The organism is Microbacterium sp. SORGH_AS_0969, from assembly GCF_030818255.1.
Classification (GTDB): domain Bacteria; phylum Actinomycetota; class Actinomycetes; order Actinomycetales; family Microbacteriaceae; genus Microbacterium.
Map to the genome: position 1 here is coordinate 3,698,061 of NZ_JAUTAG010000001.1, position 14,750 is coordinate 3,712,810.

The following is a 14,750-nucleotide window of genomic DNA, read 5'->3' on the forward strand; positions in this document are numbered from 1 at the left end:
GTGTCGCATTCGTTACCGAGACGAGACCGGCGTCGGCGGCGTCTCAGCCGAACTTGGGCAGTTCGGGGGTCGTGGTTCCGGACGGGATCACGCGATAGGTCTTGAGAACCTGCGTGAGGGCCTTCTGGAACGCGGGGGCGGTTGCCGCGGACGATTTTACCGTCCGCGGCTCGTCCAGGTTGACCTCGACGACGTACTGGGGGGCGTCCGCGGGGGCGAAACCGATCATCGTGGTGAAGTACGCGTCGCCCTTGTAGGCGCCGGTCTGCGGGTCGGTCTTCTCACCGGTACCCGTCTTGATCGCGACACGGTAGCCGGGGATCTCGACCTGCTTGGCGAGCGTGCCCTGCGTGGCGACGTTCTCGAGCATCAGCGACACCTGCCGCGCGGCGGCCTCCGAGACCACGCGCGTGCCCTGCGCGTCGGGGACGTCGGTGACCGTGCCGTCGGCGGCGGTGCAGCCCTCGACGAGAGAGAGCGGCATCCGCACTCCCCCGTTCGCGATCGTCTGGTACGCGCCCGCGAGCTGCGGCACCGTCACGGAGATGCCCTGGCCGAACGTCGTGTTGTAGAAGGTCTGCTTGTCCCACTGCGCGGGGTCGCGCATGATGCCGGACGACTCGCCCGGGAAGTCGACCCCCGTCTGCTGGGTGAGTCCGAACTTCTCGAGGTACGAGACGCGGGTGTCGAGCGGGATCATCTCACCGAACTTCGAGATGCCGACGTTCGACGAGTCGATGAGCACGCCCGTCAGCGTGTAGTTGTTCGCCCCGTGCGAGAACGAGTCGGACACGCGCGCATCACCGGGGAGCGTCTCGCTTCCGGATGCGGTGACCGTCGTGTCCGCGGTGAAAGCGCCCGAGTCCAGGCCGATGGCCGCGGTGATCGCCTTCATCGTCGACCCGGGCTCGTTCGGGTTGCCGAAGGCCGCACTCCCCCGGTCGTCCGCCGGCGTCGACGTCGGGTCGTTGGGGTCGACCGTCGGGTACTCGGCGAGGGCGCGGATCTTGCCGGTCTTGGCCTCGACGACCGTGATCGTGCCGCGCAGCGAGCCGGTGTTCTGCACCTGCTCGGCGATCAGCTGGCTGAGGTACCACTGCAGATCGCGGTCGATCGTGAGCTTGAGGGTTCCGCCGTCGACGGCCGGCTCGGTCTCGACCTCGGTCCCGGGCAGCACGTTTCCGTCACGGCCCTGCTGGAAGACGACCTTGCCGTTCTGGGAGGCGAGGCACGCGTTGTCGGCGGATTCGAGCCCCGCGAGCGGTTCGCCGTCGCTGCCGACGAAGCCGACGAGGTTTCCCGCGACGGCGCCGTCGGGGTAGATGCGGCCCGCCTGCGGCGGGAAGCTGAGGAACGGCAGACCCAGCGCCGCGAGAGCGCGGTACTGCTCGGTCGAGACGCGCTTCGCCACATTCGCCCAGCGGGAGTCGGGGTTCGCCGCGACAGCGTCGGTCACGATCTTCTCGACGTCGGCCGGGTCCTGACCCGTGATCCCCGCGATCTGCGCCGCGATCTGGCTCCACGTCTGGGTGACCTCGACGTTCCCGGAGTCGTCGCGGTCGGTCAGGCCCTGGGCCGCGAGCTTGGGGTCGATGTCGACGTCGTAGCGATTCACGCTCGCCGCCAGAGTCACGCCGTTCTCATCGACGATCGATCCGCGGGAGCCGTAGATCGTGCGCGAGTCCTGCATGCCCATGGCCAGCGAGTCGTCCACGTGTTCACGGGCGTTCACGACCTGGATGTCGACGAGACGGACGACGAAGGCGATCAGCACCACCAGGACGACGCCCAGGGCGATCACCGTGCGTCGCCGCGGAGAACGGGTGAGGGAAGTCGTCATGTGCTTATCGTGTCGCGGGCGTCGGCAGACCGTCGCTGATCGGCGGGGGTGTCGCAGAACCAGCGGGCGGAGCCGTCTGATCGGGGGTCGCCGTGCCGGACGTCGCCTCGGCGGGCGCGTTCGGGGCCGGCTCCGCCGGCGTCTGCGGCTTGGTGGCGAGCGGAACGCCCGAGATGAGGGCGTTGCGCACCGACCCGCGGCCGAGCGCGTCGACGGACGACACGTTCTCGGCGGGCTTCCCCGACCCGATCACGGCGCCGTCGCTGAGACGGAGGTAGGTCGGCGACTCGTCGATGACCATTCCGAGGGCGGCCGCGTTCGCCGCGAGGTACTGCGGCGAGCTGAGACCGGCCACGTCGTCGTTGAGGATCTGCTTCTGGTAGGTCAGGTCGCGCTGCTGCTGCGTGAGCGAGGCGATCTCGAAGGAGCTCTGCGTGGTGAGGATCGACAGCCCCATCTGCACGAGCGCGATGAGTACCGCCCCGGCGACGGCGATGACGCCGAAGGCACGACGCGGCGCGCGGCGACGCGCCGGCGCGGGAACGGCCTGCAGGCGACGGGGCTCGCGGATCGGTGTCGGGAACTCCGGCTCGAGTCCGGTGTGGACAGCCCGCAGATCGATGGCCTGGGGTGCGCTCATGCGTCCTCCTGGATTCGCTCGGCCGCACGCAGACGCACGGGGGTGGCGCGGGGGTTGACCGCGCGTTCTTCGTCACTGGCGAGTTCGGCTCCGCGCACGAGGAGGCGGAACTTGGGCGCGTGCTCGGGAAGCTCGACCGGAAGACCACGGGGAGCCGTGGATGCCGTGGCCTCGGCGAACACGCGCTTGACCAGCCGGTCCTCGAGCGACTGGTACGACAGCACGACGATGCGCCCGCCCACGCCCAGCACCTTCAGGGCGGCGGGGATGGTGCGCTCGAGCACCGACAGCTCGGCGTTGACCTCGATGCGCAGGGCCTGGAAGACGCGCTTGGCCGGGTGCCGCTCGCGCAGGACGGCGGCGGGCGTGGCCGCCTGCAGCACGTCGACCAGCTGACCCGACCGCTCGAGCGGGGCGTTCGCGCGCGCGGCGATGATGGCGCGCGCGTAGCGTCCGGCGAGCTTCTCCTCGCCGTAGCGCTCGAAGATCCGGCGCAGATCGCCCTCGCCGTAGGTCGCGAGCACCTCGGCCGCCGTGACGCCCGTCGTCTGGTCCATGCGCATGTCGAGCGGGGCGTCCTGCGCGTAGGCGAAGCCGCGCGAGGCCTCGTCGAGCTGGAGCGAGGACACGCCGAGGTCGAACAGGATGCCGTCGACCTTGTCGACACCCGCGGATGCCACGGCCTCCGCGATCCCGTCGTACACGGTGTGGACGAGGGTGACGCGGTCGCCGAAGCGCGCCAGACGCTCCCCCGCGATGCGCAGCGCGTCCGTGTCGCGGTCCAGGCCGATGAGGCGCGCGGTCGGGAAGCGCTCGAGGAACGCCTCGGAGTGCCCGCCCATGCCCAGCGTGCCGTCGACGAAGACGGCATCCGGTCGCTGGAGGGCCGGAGCCAACAGCTCGGCGCACCGCTCGAGGAGGACGGGGGTGTGGATGTCGCGGATGTCCATGAGATGTCGGGGGTTCTCCTCGGCTCTGATCCCCATCCGCATCGACCTGGCGCCGGGGAAGTGCGTCAGGGCATGCGGCTGGGAGTCACAGCCGAGGATCAGAAGAGTCCCGGGATCACCTCCTGCTCCATCTCGGCGTACGTCTCTTCGTTGCTCTCGGCGTAGGAGTTCCACGCCTCGGCGTCCCAGATCTCGGCGTGGGCGCCGACACCCGTGACGACCAGTTCGCGACCGAGACCGGCATAGGCGCGGAGAGCCGGGGGCACGGTGATGCGGTTCTGGCTGTCGGGCTTCTCGGCGCTGGCCCCCGAGAGGAACATGCGCAGGAAGTCGCGGGCCTGCTTGTTGCTCAGCGGAGCCTCGCGGATCCGCTCGTGCACGCGCTCGAACTCCTCGGTGCTGAACACGTAGAGGCAGCGGTCCTGCCCCCGGGTGATCACCACTCCGGCGCCGAGATCGTCACGGAACTTCGCCGGCAGGATGACCCGACCCTTGTCGTCGAGCTTGGGGGTGTGCGTACCGAGCAGCATTCGGGTGTCCACCCCCTTCGTCCGGCCTGCGAAGTTTCCCCCACTTTACTCCACTGCCCTCCACTTAGCTATCAATACGTGGCCTCTTCTGGGCGAACTCCCCCTCGTGTACAGTCCGCTCGCGACGCGCGCAGGGCGCGCGGAACCGCGGAACGGCGCGCAAGCCGGCCGAGCGACCGCGATTCGACGACGCGGGTGGAGGAAAAGGGAGGGAGCCGCGACGGCGGCGCGGCGCGTGGAGGGCGGGAACCCGTGGCGCCGGGCCGGGGCGATCGCGGCGCAACGTCGCCGATCACTCGCGGCAGTGACGCGGCGGGGCCGCGGGAGACGGCGGGCCGCACTCCTCGCGACACATAAACGCTGTTCGCGCGCAGAAACACGAGGAGATCGTGTTTATGCGAGCGAACGGCGTTTATGAGGGGATGCCGAGGCCCGCAGCCGACAGAATCTGCGGGGCGCACGAAACCTGCCGGGCGCACGAAAAAGCACCGGCTCCGAAGAGCCGGTGCTTATCGAGGACGAGAGGGCTTAGCGCTCCTCGTTGCGGCGGTCCCACCGATCGTTCATGCGATCCATGAAGGACGCGCCGGACGCGCGGGGTGCGCGAGCAGCGGAGGGAGACGCCGAGGCCGCGCGACTCGAGCCCTTCATCGGCGTGACCGCGAGGACGACCCCGCTGACCATGAGGACGAACCCGAGGACACCGATCGCGATACCGAGGAACCCGGTGTTGAAACCGATCGAGACGCCCGCGACCAGAGCACCGAGGCCAGCCAGCACGAGGATGGATCCGTACACGATGTTGCGGTAACTGAGGGCGCGTCCGGGGGCAGTGACGACATCGGCGTCGTGACTCATGAGATGGCGCTCCATCTCGTCTAGCAGACGCTGCTCCTGTTCGGAGAGTGGCATGCATCCCCCTCTGTTGCTAAGTACGGACGATTCTACGCGGGGCGTGGATCACTAGGCTAGGCCTGTGGTGACCTCCCCGGAACCGATCGAAGCTGTTTCCCAGCGACTCGACAAGTTCCTTTCTGACCAGCTATCGTACGCCTCCTCACTGGGGCCGGAGGCGGAGACGATGAGCCGCGCCGGCGCGGCATCGCTGCGCGGCGGCAAGCGCCTGAGGGCCCGATTCTGTCTCACCGGCTGGCGCGCGGTCATCGAGTCGTCGGGGTCGCGCGACACGAGCCCCACCCCCGCGGCGGTCTCGGTCGCCGCGGCCCTCGAGATCTTCCAGGCGGCGGCGCTCGTCCACGACGACATCATCGACAACTCCGACACCCGGCGCGGACAGCCCGCCGCGCACCGCGCGCTCGAAGCGGCGCACGCGGCGGCGGGATGGACCGGCGACGCCGCGATGTTCGGACGCTCCGGCGCGGTGCTGCTCGGCGACCTGTTGGTGGCGTGGAGCGACGACCTGCTCGAGGAGGCCCTCGCGGATCAGTCCACGGCTGCGGCGACGCGACGGTTCTACGCGCACATGCGCCGCGACGTCACGATCGGTCAGTTCCTCGACGTCGCGGAGGAGTCGGCATACGCCGTGTATCCCGATGAGGAGCACGCCGAACGCGCGCTGCGCGTGGCGTCCTACAAGTCGGCGCGGTACAGCATTCAGAAGCCGCTCGAGATCGGCGCCGCCTTCGCCGGCGCGGACGACGAGCAGCTCGACGCGCTCGGGCGCTTCGGACACGACGTCGGGATGGCGTTCCAGCTGCGCGACGACGTGCTCGGAGTCTTCGGTGACACGGCCGTGACCGGCAAGCCCGTCGGAGACGACCTCCGAGAGGGGAAACGGACCGTGCTCGTCGCTTTCGCCCGCGAGGCACTGCCCGCCCCGGCCCGACGGACCGTGGACGAGCTCCTCGGCGACGCCGAGCTGGATGCGGCGCAGATCAGCGCTCTGCAGAACACGATCGTCGACACGGGCGCGCTCGCCCGCACCGAGGAACTGATCGCCGACTACTCACGACGCGCAGACCGGGCCCTGTCCGGCGCCCGGCTCGGCAACGCCGCGGTCGGCGAGCTTCGCGATCTCGCCCAGGCTGCCACGCAGCGCTCGTCCTGAGCCGCGGGGCTGCGCCGGGCGGAATCAGGCGAGCGTCGCTGCGACCCGTCGCACCTCGCTCTTACGCCCCGCCAGGAGCGCTTCGATCGGGGCGACGCCGATGGTGTCTTCGGGGGTGAGCAGCCAGTCGATGGTCTCGTCCTCGTCGAAACCGGCATCGTGCAGGACGATGATCGTCCCCCGCAGCGCCGGCAGGGGACGGCCGTCGACGACGAAGACCGAGGGGATGCGCAGCACGCCATCGCGACGCGAACCGACGAGGTAGTGCTCGTCGAGCAGACGACGGACACGTCCATGCGACTCGCCCAGCACCTCGACGAGATCGGGGATGGTCAGCCACGCGGTTTCGTAACGGGGTGTATCGCTCACGGTCCCATCCTCTCATCGGCGCCGGCAGGGCGACTATCCGTCATTCCCTTCGTCATCCGGCGCCGTCTTCGTCACATCCGTCACACAGACCTCACGCGTTGACATCCTCCCCATGCCGTGCGAGCGTTTTGGGCAGTCGGAAGAACGGAATCCCCCACCATGCGACGACTCCCCTCCCCCACGCTGCCCGCGCGCGCCACCGTGATCTGGCCCGCAGCGGTCGTCGGCACGATCGCCCTCGCCCTCACCGGCGAGAGCACCGCCCACGCGACGCCTCCGGCGCCGCTCGCAGCGCTCCCTCCCGCTCCGGCGACCCTCGGTCAGATCCCCGTGCTCGCCTCCGCGGCGGACGCACCCGCGACCCACACCGTCGAACCCGGAGATACCGTCTGGGACATCGCGCAACGGTACGGCCTCGACGTCGCCGCTCTCCAAGCGGCCAACGGTCTCGCCGCCGACAGCGTCATCCGCCCCGGTCAGGTGCTCATCCTCGGCGGCGCGGCACCCCAACCGGCCACTCCCGCCCCCGAACCCGCCCAGGTCACGTACGAAGTGACCGCGGGCGACACCGTCTCGGCGATCGCCTCGGCCCACGGCATCTCGACCGACGCCGTCCTGTCCGCCAACGGGCTGACCCGCGACTCGATCATCTACCCCGGCGAAGTGCTGCAGATTCCGTCCGCGGCTGCACCCGGCCCGGCATCCGCGGGCCCGGCGCTCGCGCCCGGTCTCGATGCGGAACAGTCCGAGAACGCCCGACTCATCATCCGCATCGGGCGCGAGCTCGGCGTGTCCGACCGCGGCATCCTGATCGCCCTCGGCACAGCGATGCAGGAGTCGTGGCTGCGAAACCTCGACTGGGGCGATCGAGATTCCCTCGGCCTGTTCCAGCAGCGCCCGAGCACGGGCTGGGGCACGCCCGAACAGATCCTCGATCGGGAGCGATCCATCCGCGTTTTCTATGGCGGACCGGCAGACCCGAACGGCTCCGACACGCGCGGGCTCCTCGACATCACCGGGTGGGAGGATCTGCCGTACGCCGACGCCGCGCAGGCGGTGCAGATCTCGGCCTACCCCGACCGATACGCCCAGTGGGAGCAGCCCGCGACCACGTGGCTCGCCGTTCTGGGCTGAGGTAGGGGTGAGCCGCTCCCCGGGCTCCCAGGGGGCGCTCCGTAGACTCGACACGTGAGCACGAGTCAGCAGGCCGACCCGCTGATCGGCCGTCTCGTCGACGGCCGGTACCGGGTTCGCGCGCGCATTGCGCGCGGCGGCATGGCGACCGTGTACGTGGCGACCGACCTGCGGCTCGAACGCCGCGTGGCGCTGAAGGTCATGCACGGCCACCTCAGCGACGACACCGTGTTCCAGAGCCGGTTCATCCAGGAGGCCCGCTCGGCCGCGAGACTGAGCGACCCGCACGTGGTGAACGTGTTCGACCAGGGGCAAGACGGCGAGATGGCCTACCTGGTCATGGAGTACCTGCCCGGCATCACCCTGCGAGAACTCCTGCGCGAGCACAAGCGCCTGACGGTCGATCAGACCCTGACGATCATGGATGCCATCCTGTCGGGCCTCGCGGCCGCGCACCGCGCCGGGATCGTCCACCGCGACGTCAAACCCGAGAACGTGCTCCTCGCCGAGGACGGGCGCATCAAGATCGGCGACTTCGGCCTCGCCCGTGCGACCACCGCCAACACCGCGAGCGGTGCGCAGCTGATGGGGACGATCGCGTACCTCGCGCCCGAGCTGGTGACGCGCGGCACCGCCGACGCCCGCAGCGACATCTACTCGCTCGGCATCATGCTGTACGAGATGCTCGCCGGCGAGCAGCCCTACAAGGGCGAGCAGCCGATGCAGATCGCCTACCAGCACGCGACCGACTCGGTCCCGCGCCCGAGCGCGAAGAACCCCGCCGTCCCCGAGCAGCTCGACGAGCTCGTGCTCTGGTCGACCGAACGCGAGCCCGACGATCGTCCCGTCGATGCGGGCGTGATGCTCCAACGCCTGCGCGAGGTCGAGAAAGAACTGGGCCTCGCCCCCCAGGTGGCGCGAGCCGTCTCGGTGGGAACGGTCGGCCCGGCCACCGCGGCCGAGTCGCGCGAGCTGACGAAGGTGCTCCCCCAGACCGCCACGATCCCCGACGCACCGACCGAGGACGCCGACAACGCGACCCGGTTGCGTGCGAAGACGCGCCGGCGGACCGCTCGGGGAATCTGGTTGCTGCTGCTCGTCCTCGTGCTCGCGGGCGGGTCCGCGACCGCCGGGTGGTACTTCGGCTCGGGGCCCGGCTCACTCGTCGAGGTGCCCGACGTCTCTCAACGGAGCTACGCGGATGCCGAGGCCCTCCTCGCGCAGAACCAGTTGCTCGCGCAGTCCCAGGACGTCAACGACCGGGAGATCCCGGCGGGGACGACGGTCGGCTCCGACCCGACGGCGGGGTCGCGCCTCGACAAGGACACGGTCGTCACGGTCTTCGTCTCGGCCGGACCCGCCACCCACCAGATCCCCGAGCTGCAGGGCAAGAGCCTCAACGAGGTCCAGGGGATCCTGGAGAGCGTCTACGTGGGTGTGACGAGCGTCGCGCAAGAGTTCACCGACGCGGGACCAGACACCGTGCTCTCGGCCTCCATCACTCCCCGCTCCGGCGGCGACGCGATCGACTGCACGGGGGGCTGCACGATCTACGAGGGCGACGCCGCGTCGCTGACGACATCGCTCGGGCCGGTGCCGGACGTGGCGGGCCTGAAGACCGCGGATGCCGAGAGCAAGCTCCAGTCGGTCGGCCTGAAGACGACGACGAGCGAGGAGTACAGCAACTCCGTCGGCTCGGGCACCGTGATCGCGATCGGCGACCGAGACGGAGGCGGCAACTGGCGCCCCGGCGACACCGTCACGCTCCGCGTCTCGATCGGGCCGAAGCCCGTGATGATCCCCGAGAACATCGTCGGCATGACGATCCGCGAGGCGGTGTCGACGCTCGAGAACCTCGGATTCGAGGTGAATGCCGGCATCGACGACGGCACCCTGCCGCTGGGGTTCAAGTACTGGGACATCTACAAGGTGCGCTCGAGCAATCCCAAGGCGGGCACGACCGCGCCGCAGGGCAGCACGGTGACGTTGACGCCGACGCTGTAGGACAGCGCCACGGGTCGGGGCGTGGCTTCGACGAGCTCAGCCACCTCGCGGCCGCTTGCCCCGCGGCGCGCGGGCGCGCCGAAGGTCCCTGAGCCTGTCGAAGGTCCCTGAGCCTGTCGAAGGGACCACCCCGAAGACAACGACGCCCCCGACCGCAACGGATCGGGGGCGTCGGACGGGCGAACGGCCTCAGCGCTTCTCGAGCTCCTCGGCCACGAGGAACGCGAGCTCGAGGCTCTGACGGTGGTTCAGACGGGGGTCGCACAGGCTCTCGTAGCGCGTCGCGAGGGTGGCCTCGTCGATCTGCTCCGACCCGCCCAGGCACTCGGTGACGTCGTCGCCGGTGAGCTCGACGTGGATGCCGCCGGGGTGGGTTCCCACGGCGCGGTGGGCCTCGAAGAAGCCGCGCACCTCGTCGACGACGTCGTCGAAGCGACGCGTCTTGTACCCGGTGGGCGTCGTGATGCCGTTGCCGTGCATCGGGTCGGTGACCCAGAGCGGCGTGGCGCCCGAGTCGCGGACGGCCTCGAGCAGCGGGGGCAGCGCGTCGCGGATCTTGCCGGCGCCCATGCGCGTGATGAACGTCAGGCGACCGGGCTCGCGCTCGGGGTCGAGCTTGTCGATCAGCGCGAGCGCCGTCTCGGCCGTCGTGGTGGGGCCGAGCTTCACGCCGATGGGGTTGCGGATTTTCGAGAAGTAGTCGACGTGCGCCCCGTCGAGCTCGCGGGTGCGCTCACCGATCCACTGGAAGTGCGACGAGGTGTTGTAGGGCAGGCCGGTGCGCGAGTCGATGCGGGTCATGGGGCGCTCGTAGTCCATGAGCAGACCCTCGTGGCCGGTGTAGAACTCGACGCGCGTCAGCTCGTCGAAGTCGGCGCCGGCCGCCTCCATGAACTTGATCGCCCGGTCGATCTCGGTCGCCATGCTCTCGTACGCCTGATTGGCGGGGGTCGAGGCGAAGCCCTTGTTCCAGCTGTGCACCTCGCGCAGGTCGGCGAAGCCACCCTGCGTGAAGGCGCGGATGAGGTTCAGCGTCGACGCGGCCGTGTGGTAGCCCTTGAGGAGGCGGGCGGGATCGGCCTTGCGCGACTCCTCGGTGAAGTCGTACCCGTTGACGATGTCGCCGCGGTAGGCGGGGAGCGTGACTCCCCCGCGGGTCTCGACGTCGCTCGAACGGGGCTTCGCGAACTGGCCCGCCATGCGACCCATCTTCACCACGGGCATCGACGCGCCATAGGTCAACACGACGGCCATCTGGAGAACCGTCTTGATGCGGTTGCGGATCTGCTCGGCGGTCGCGCCGGCGAACGTCTCGGCGCAGTCACCGCCCTGCAGAAGGAAGGCCTGACCGGCGGCGGCACGAGCGAGACGATCGCGCAGGATGTCGACTTCGCCGGCGAAGACCAGCGGCGGGAGGGTCGCCAATTCTGCGGATGCCGCGGCCACCGCGCCCTCGTCATACCACTGCGGCTGCTGCTTGATGGGCAAGGTCCGCCAGTGGTCGAGGTCGTGGAGCTGCTGATTCACCCCTGAAGTCTAGTGGCGCGACGCGGGCGCCTTCGCCGCCCGGGCAGTGGCCAGACGGTCCTTCACCGTCGAGGCGTAGACGTCCTCGTACCGCTGCTCGCCGAGGCGCTGAAGGGCCACCATGATCTCGTCGGTGACGGACCGCAGGATGTAGCGGTCCCCCTCCATGCCGTCGAATCGAGAGAAGTCGAGGGGCTCTCCGATGATGATGCCCACGCGTCCCACGCGCGGCAATCGCTGGCCGATGGGCATGACCGCACCGGTGTCGACCATGACCACCGGGATGACCGGGACTCGCGCTTCGAGCGCCATGCGTGCGATGCCCGTACGGCCACGGTAGAGCGTGCCGTCGGGGCTGCGCGTCCCCTCGGGATAGATGCCCAGGAGCTCCCCGCGACCGAGGACCCCGAGGCCCGTGTTCAGCGACGCCTCAGATGCCTTGCCCCCGGAACGATCGATCGGCAGTTGGCCGGTGGCCGTGAAGAACAGGCGCGTGGCCCAGCCCTTCAGCCCCTTGCCCGTGAAGTAGTCGCTCTTGGCCAGGAACGCCATCCGCCGGTCGATCATCAGGGGCAGGAAGATCGAGTCGGAGAATGACAGGTGGTTGCTCGCCAGGATCGCCGCGCCCTCGCGCGGGATGTTCCGCCGACCCACGAGCCACGGACGGAACACGGCCTTGATGACCGGTCCGATCACGACGTACTTCATGAGCCAGTAGAACATCGTCAGCGCTCCTTGCCCGCCAGGTCTGCGACGCCGATGAGGCCGGCGTCATTGCCCAGTCGCGCGATCGTGAACTCGGCCACCGGACGTTCACCGTACCCCGGGAGCGAGGTCTCGTACGCGAGCTTCACGGGTGCGAGAAGATCTTCCCCGAGCTGCGCCACGCCGCCGCCGATCACGAACAGTTCCGGATCGAGCACGGCCTGGAATCCTCCGCAGGCCTCGCCGAGCGCGGTGGCGACGCGGCGCAGGGCTTCGAGGGCCCCGGGGTCGCCCGCGAGCACCAACCGCGAGATGGCGGTACCAGGGATGGCACCCTTCTCGTCGCGCACGGCGGCCAGGGCAGCGCCGACACCACCCTCGTCGGCGATGGCGTTCGCTTCGCGCTGCAGGGCGCGGCCGGACGCGTACTGCTCGAGGCATCCGTTCTGTCCGCACCCGCACGGGTGGCCGCCGCGGATGAAGCGCATGTGACCGAGCTCGGCGCCGATGCCGTGACCGCCGCGGAACAGTTCGCCGTCGGTGACGACCGCCCCGCCGACGCCGGTGCCCATGGTCAGCATGACCATGTCGCGGACGCCTCGGCCCGCCCCGAAGCGATACTCGCCCCAGCCGGCCGCGTTGGCGTCGTTCTCGATGGTGACCGGGGCGTGGAGGCGATCCTCGAGGCGGGCGCGCAGCGGTTCGTTGCGCCAGTCGATGTTGGGGGCGTAGATGACGGTGCTGCGGTCCGAGCTGATGAAACCGGCAGCCGCGACACCGATCGCGTGGATCTCGTGGGTCCGGCGCAGGTGCTCGGCCATGTCGACGACGGCATCCACCAGTGCGGCGGGATCGATGGGGGTGTCCACCCGGAGCTTCTCGACGATCGTTCCGTCGTCGGCGACGACGCCGCCCGCGATCTTGGTACCCCCGATGTCGATGCCGACGTTCTGCACCGTGCTCCCCTCCGGCCTGCCACCCGGCGCGGCCCGGAGAAGTCTAGCCACCCCGTGGAACACATGCCGGACCGGGCGTCTGCCGCGGACCGGCGAAACCGTCCGGATAGACTCGATGCACCGATCGACATTTTTCCGGTACCGAAGGAGTTGCCGTGATCCAGTTCGACCTTCCCCCCGTCGTCGAAGCAGACCCGGATGCCAACGCGTCCGACCTGCTGGCCGACCGTGTCCGGGCGACCCCCGACCGGCCGCTGTTCGCCGTGCCCGATGCCGACGGATGGCGCGACATCACCGCCGCGGAATTCGAGCGGCAGGTCATCGCGCTGGCCAAGGGCTTCGTCGCGGCGGGAGTCCAGCCCGGCGAGAAGGTGGCGTTCATCGCGCGCACCACGTACGACTGGACGCTCGTCGACTTCGCGCTGTTCTACGCCGGAGCGATCATGGTGCCGGTCTACGAGACGAGCTCGCCGTCGCAGATCTCGTGGATCGTCTCGGACTCGGGAGCGATCGCCGCCGTGGTGGAGTCGGCCGAGCACGCCGCACGGCTCGACGAGGTGCGCAGCGACCTCCCGCTCGTGCGCGAGGTCTGGGAGATGCACACGGGTGCGCTCGACGCCCTGGTCGCGAACGGCACCCACATCACCGACGAAGAGATCGAGCGCCGCCGCCACCTCGCCAAGGCGTCCGACGTGGCGACTTTGATCTACACCTCCGGATCGACCGGTCGCCCCAAGGGCTGCGTCCTCGTGCACAGCAACTTCGTGGAGCTCGCGCGCAACTCGGCCAAGGCCCTGCACGAGGTCGTCGAGACGCCCGGGGCCTCGACCCTGCTGTTCATCACGACCGCGCACGTGTTCGCGCGCTTCATCTCGCTGCTGAACGTGCACGCGGGTGTCAAGACCGGGCATCAGCCCGACACGAAGCAGCTCCTTCCCGCGCTCGGCACGTTCAAGCCCACGTTCCTCCTCGCCGTCCCGCGCGTCTTCGAGAAGGTGTACAACTCGGCCGAGCAGAAGGCCGAAGCAGGCGGCAAGGGCAAGATCTTCCGCGCCGCCGCCGACGCCGCGATCGAGCATTCGCAACGTCTGCAGGACGGGAAGTCCATCCCGCTGCTGCTCAAGATCAAATTCGCCCTGTTCGACAAGCTCGTCTACTCGAAGCTTCGGGATGCCATGGGCGGACGCGTCGTGTACGCGGTGTCGGGGTCGGCTCCTCTGGGGCCCCGTCTCGGTCACTTCTTCCGCAGCCTCGGCGTCGTGATCCTCGAGGGGTACGGCCTCACCGAGACGACGGCCCCAGCGACGGTCAACCTCGCCACCAAATCGAAGATCGGCACCGTCGGTCCCGTCCTGCCGGGTGTCGGCATCCGTCTCGCCGACGACGGCGAGATCCAGGTGCGCGGGGTGAACGTGTTCCGCGAGTACTGGCAGAACCCCGAAGCCACGGCCGAGGCCTTCGACGGCGAATGGTTCAAGACGGGCGACATCGGTGCGTTCGACAGCGACGGCTTCCTCGCCATCACCGGACGCAAGAAGGAGATCATCGTCACCGCCGGCGGCAAGAACGTCGCCCCCGCGGCCCTCGAGGACCCCATCCGCGCCAACCCGATCGTCGGTCAGGTCGTCGTGGTCGGCGACCACAAGCCGTTCATCTCGGCCCTGGTGACGCTCGACCCCGAGATGCTGCCGACGTGGCTCGCGAACAACGGGCTGCCGGCCGACATGTCACTCGCGGACGCGGCGACCAACGAGAAGGTGCGCGCCGAGGTGCAGGGCGCGATCGACCGCGCGAACACGCGCGTCTCGCGCGCGGAGTCGATCCGCAAGTTCACGATCCTGCCCACCGAGTGGACCGAAGCCAGCGGGCATCTCACCCCCAAGATGAGCATCAAGCGCAATGTCATCGTGAAGGACTACGCCGACGCCATCGAAGACATCTACGCGGTGCCGATCAACACCACCAACGTCTCGCTGCCCTGAGGCGACGACGAACGGCCCGGTCCCCACGTGGGGCCGGGCCGTTTC

Annotated in this window: 13 protein-coding genes; 4 read left to right on the plus strand and 9 right to left on the minus strand. The window is 69.5% G+C overall.

The window, feature by feature from the left end:
* Positions 1-43 precede the first annotated feature (43 nt).
* From QE388_RS17380 to QE388_RS17400, 5 genes are all read right to left on the minus strand, one after another.
* Entirely contained in the window at positions 44-1,840 is a 1,797-nt protein-coding gene (locus tag QE388_RS17380; protein ID WP_307386752.1) for a penicillin-binding protein 2, read from the minus strand.
* A 4-nt stretch (positions 1,841-1,844) separates the two neighbouring features.
* Positions 1,845-2,480 carry a hypothetical protein gene (locus QE388_RS17385; protein ID WP_307386754.1) on the minus strand — a complete coding sequence of 212 codons (636 nt, stop codon included), beginning with the start codon at positions 2,478-2,480 and terminating at the stop codon, positions 1,845-1,847.
* Positions 2,477-3,430 (minus strand): 16S rRNA (cytosine(1402)-N(4))-methyltransferase RsmH, encoded by a 954-nt coding sequence (gene rsmH, locus QE388_RS17390; RefSeq protein ID WP_275800857.1) that lies wholly within the window; start codon positions 3,428-3,430, stop codon positions 2,477-2,479. The genes QE388_RS17385 and rsmH overlap by 4 nt, the downstream gene beginning before the upstream one ends.
* A 98-nt stretch (positions 3,431-3,528) precedes the next feature.
* Entirely contained in the window at positions 3,529-3,960 is a 432-nt protein-coding gene (gene mraZ, locus QE388_RS17395; protein ID WP_058596015.1) for a division/cell wall cluster transcriptional repressor MraZ, read from the minus strand.
* Between the two features lie 528 nt (positions 3,961-4,488).
* A complete protein-coding gene (locus QE388_RS17400) occupies positions 4,489-4,872 on the minus strand; it encodes a DUF3040 domain-containing protein (RefSeq protein WP_275800853.1) in 384 nt (127 codons plus the stop codon).
* Between the two features lie 64 nt (positions 4,873-4,936).
* Between QE388_RS17400 and QE388_RS17405 the strand changes: the two genes are divergently transcribed.
* Positions 4,937-6,028, plus strand: a complete 1,092-nt coding sequence (locus QE388_RS17405) for a polyprenyl synthetase family protein (RefSeq protein ID WP_275800854.1) — start codon at positions 4,937-4,939, stop codon at positions 6,026-6,028.
* A 24-nt stretch (positions 6,029-6,052) separates the two neighbouring features.
* Here the strand turns inward: QE388_RS17405 and QE388_RS17410 are convergent, their stop codons facing one another.
* Positions 6,053-6,397, minus strand: a complete 345-nt coding sequence (locus tag QE388_RS17410; protein WP_058596018.1) for an Rv2175c family DNA-binding protein — start codon at positions 6,395-6,397, stop codon at positions 6,053-6,055.
* A 159-nt stretch (positions 6,398-6,556) separates the two neighbouring features.
* Between QE388_RS17410 and QE388_RS17415 the strand changes: the two genes are divergently transcribed.
* Both QE388_RS17415 and pknB read left to right on the plus strand, forming a co-directional pair.
* A complete protein-coding gene (locus QE388_RS17415) occupies positions 6,557-7,531 on the plus strand; it encodes a LysM peptidoglycan-binding domain-containing protein (RefSeq protein WP_307386757.1) in 975 nt (324 codons plus the stop codon).
* 54 nt (positions 7,532-7,585) lie between these two features.
* Positions 7,586-9,535 carry a Stk1 family PASTA domain-containing Ser/Thr kinase gene (gene pknB, locus QE388_RS17420; protein WP_307386759.1) on the plus strand — a complete coding sequence of 650 codons (1,950 nt, stop codon included), beginning with the start codon at positions 7,586-7,588 and terminating at the stop codon, positions 9,533-9,535.
* 189 nt (positions 9,536-9,724) lie between these two features.
* On the opposite strand, the gene QE388_RS17425 is transcribed toward pknB, so the two are convergent.
* Genes QE388_RS17425 through QE388_RS17435 form a run of 3 tightly spaced genes read right to left on the minus strand, consistent with a single transcriptional unit; the run spans position 9,725 to position 12,723 of the window.
* On the minus strand, positions 9,725-11,062 hold the full coding sequence (locus QE388_RS17425; RefSeq protein WP_058596021.1) for a class II 3-deoxy-7-phosphoheptulonate synthase: 1,338 nt from the start codon (positions 11,060-11,062) through the stop codon (positions 9,725-9,727).
* 9 nt (positions 11,063-11,071) lie between these two features.
* Complete coding sequence (locus QE388_RS17430; protein ID WP_058596022.1) at positions 11,072-11,785, minus strand: 1-acyl-sn-glycerol-3-phosphate acyltransferase; 714 nt, start codon at positions 11,783-11,785, stop codon at positions 11,072-11,074.
* Between the two features lie 2 nt (positions 11,786-11,787).
* Positions 11,788-12,723, minus strand: coding sequence for an ROK family glucokinase (locus tag QE388_RS17435; protein WP_307386762.1), 936 nt, complete (start codon positions 12,721-12,723; stop codon positions 11,788-11,790).
* A gap of 155 nt (positions 12,724-12,878) precedes the next feature.
* Between QE388_RS17435 and QE388_RS17440 the strand changes: the two genes are divergently transcribed.
* Positions 12,879-14,705, plus strand: a complete 1,827-nt coding sequence (locus QE388_RS17440) for a long-chain fatty acid--CoA ligase (RefSeq protein ID WP_307386764.1) — start codon at positions 12,879-12,881, stop codon at positions 14,703-14,705.
* Positions 14,706-14,750 lie beyond the last annotated feature (45 nt).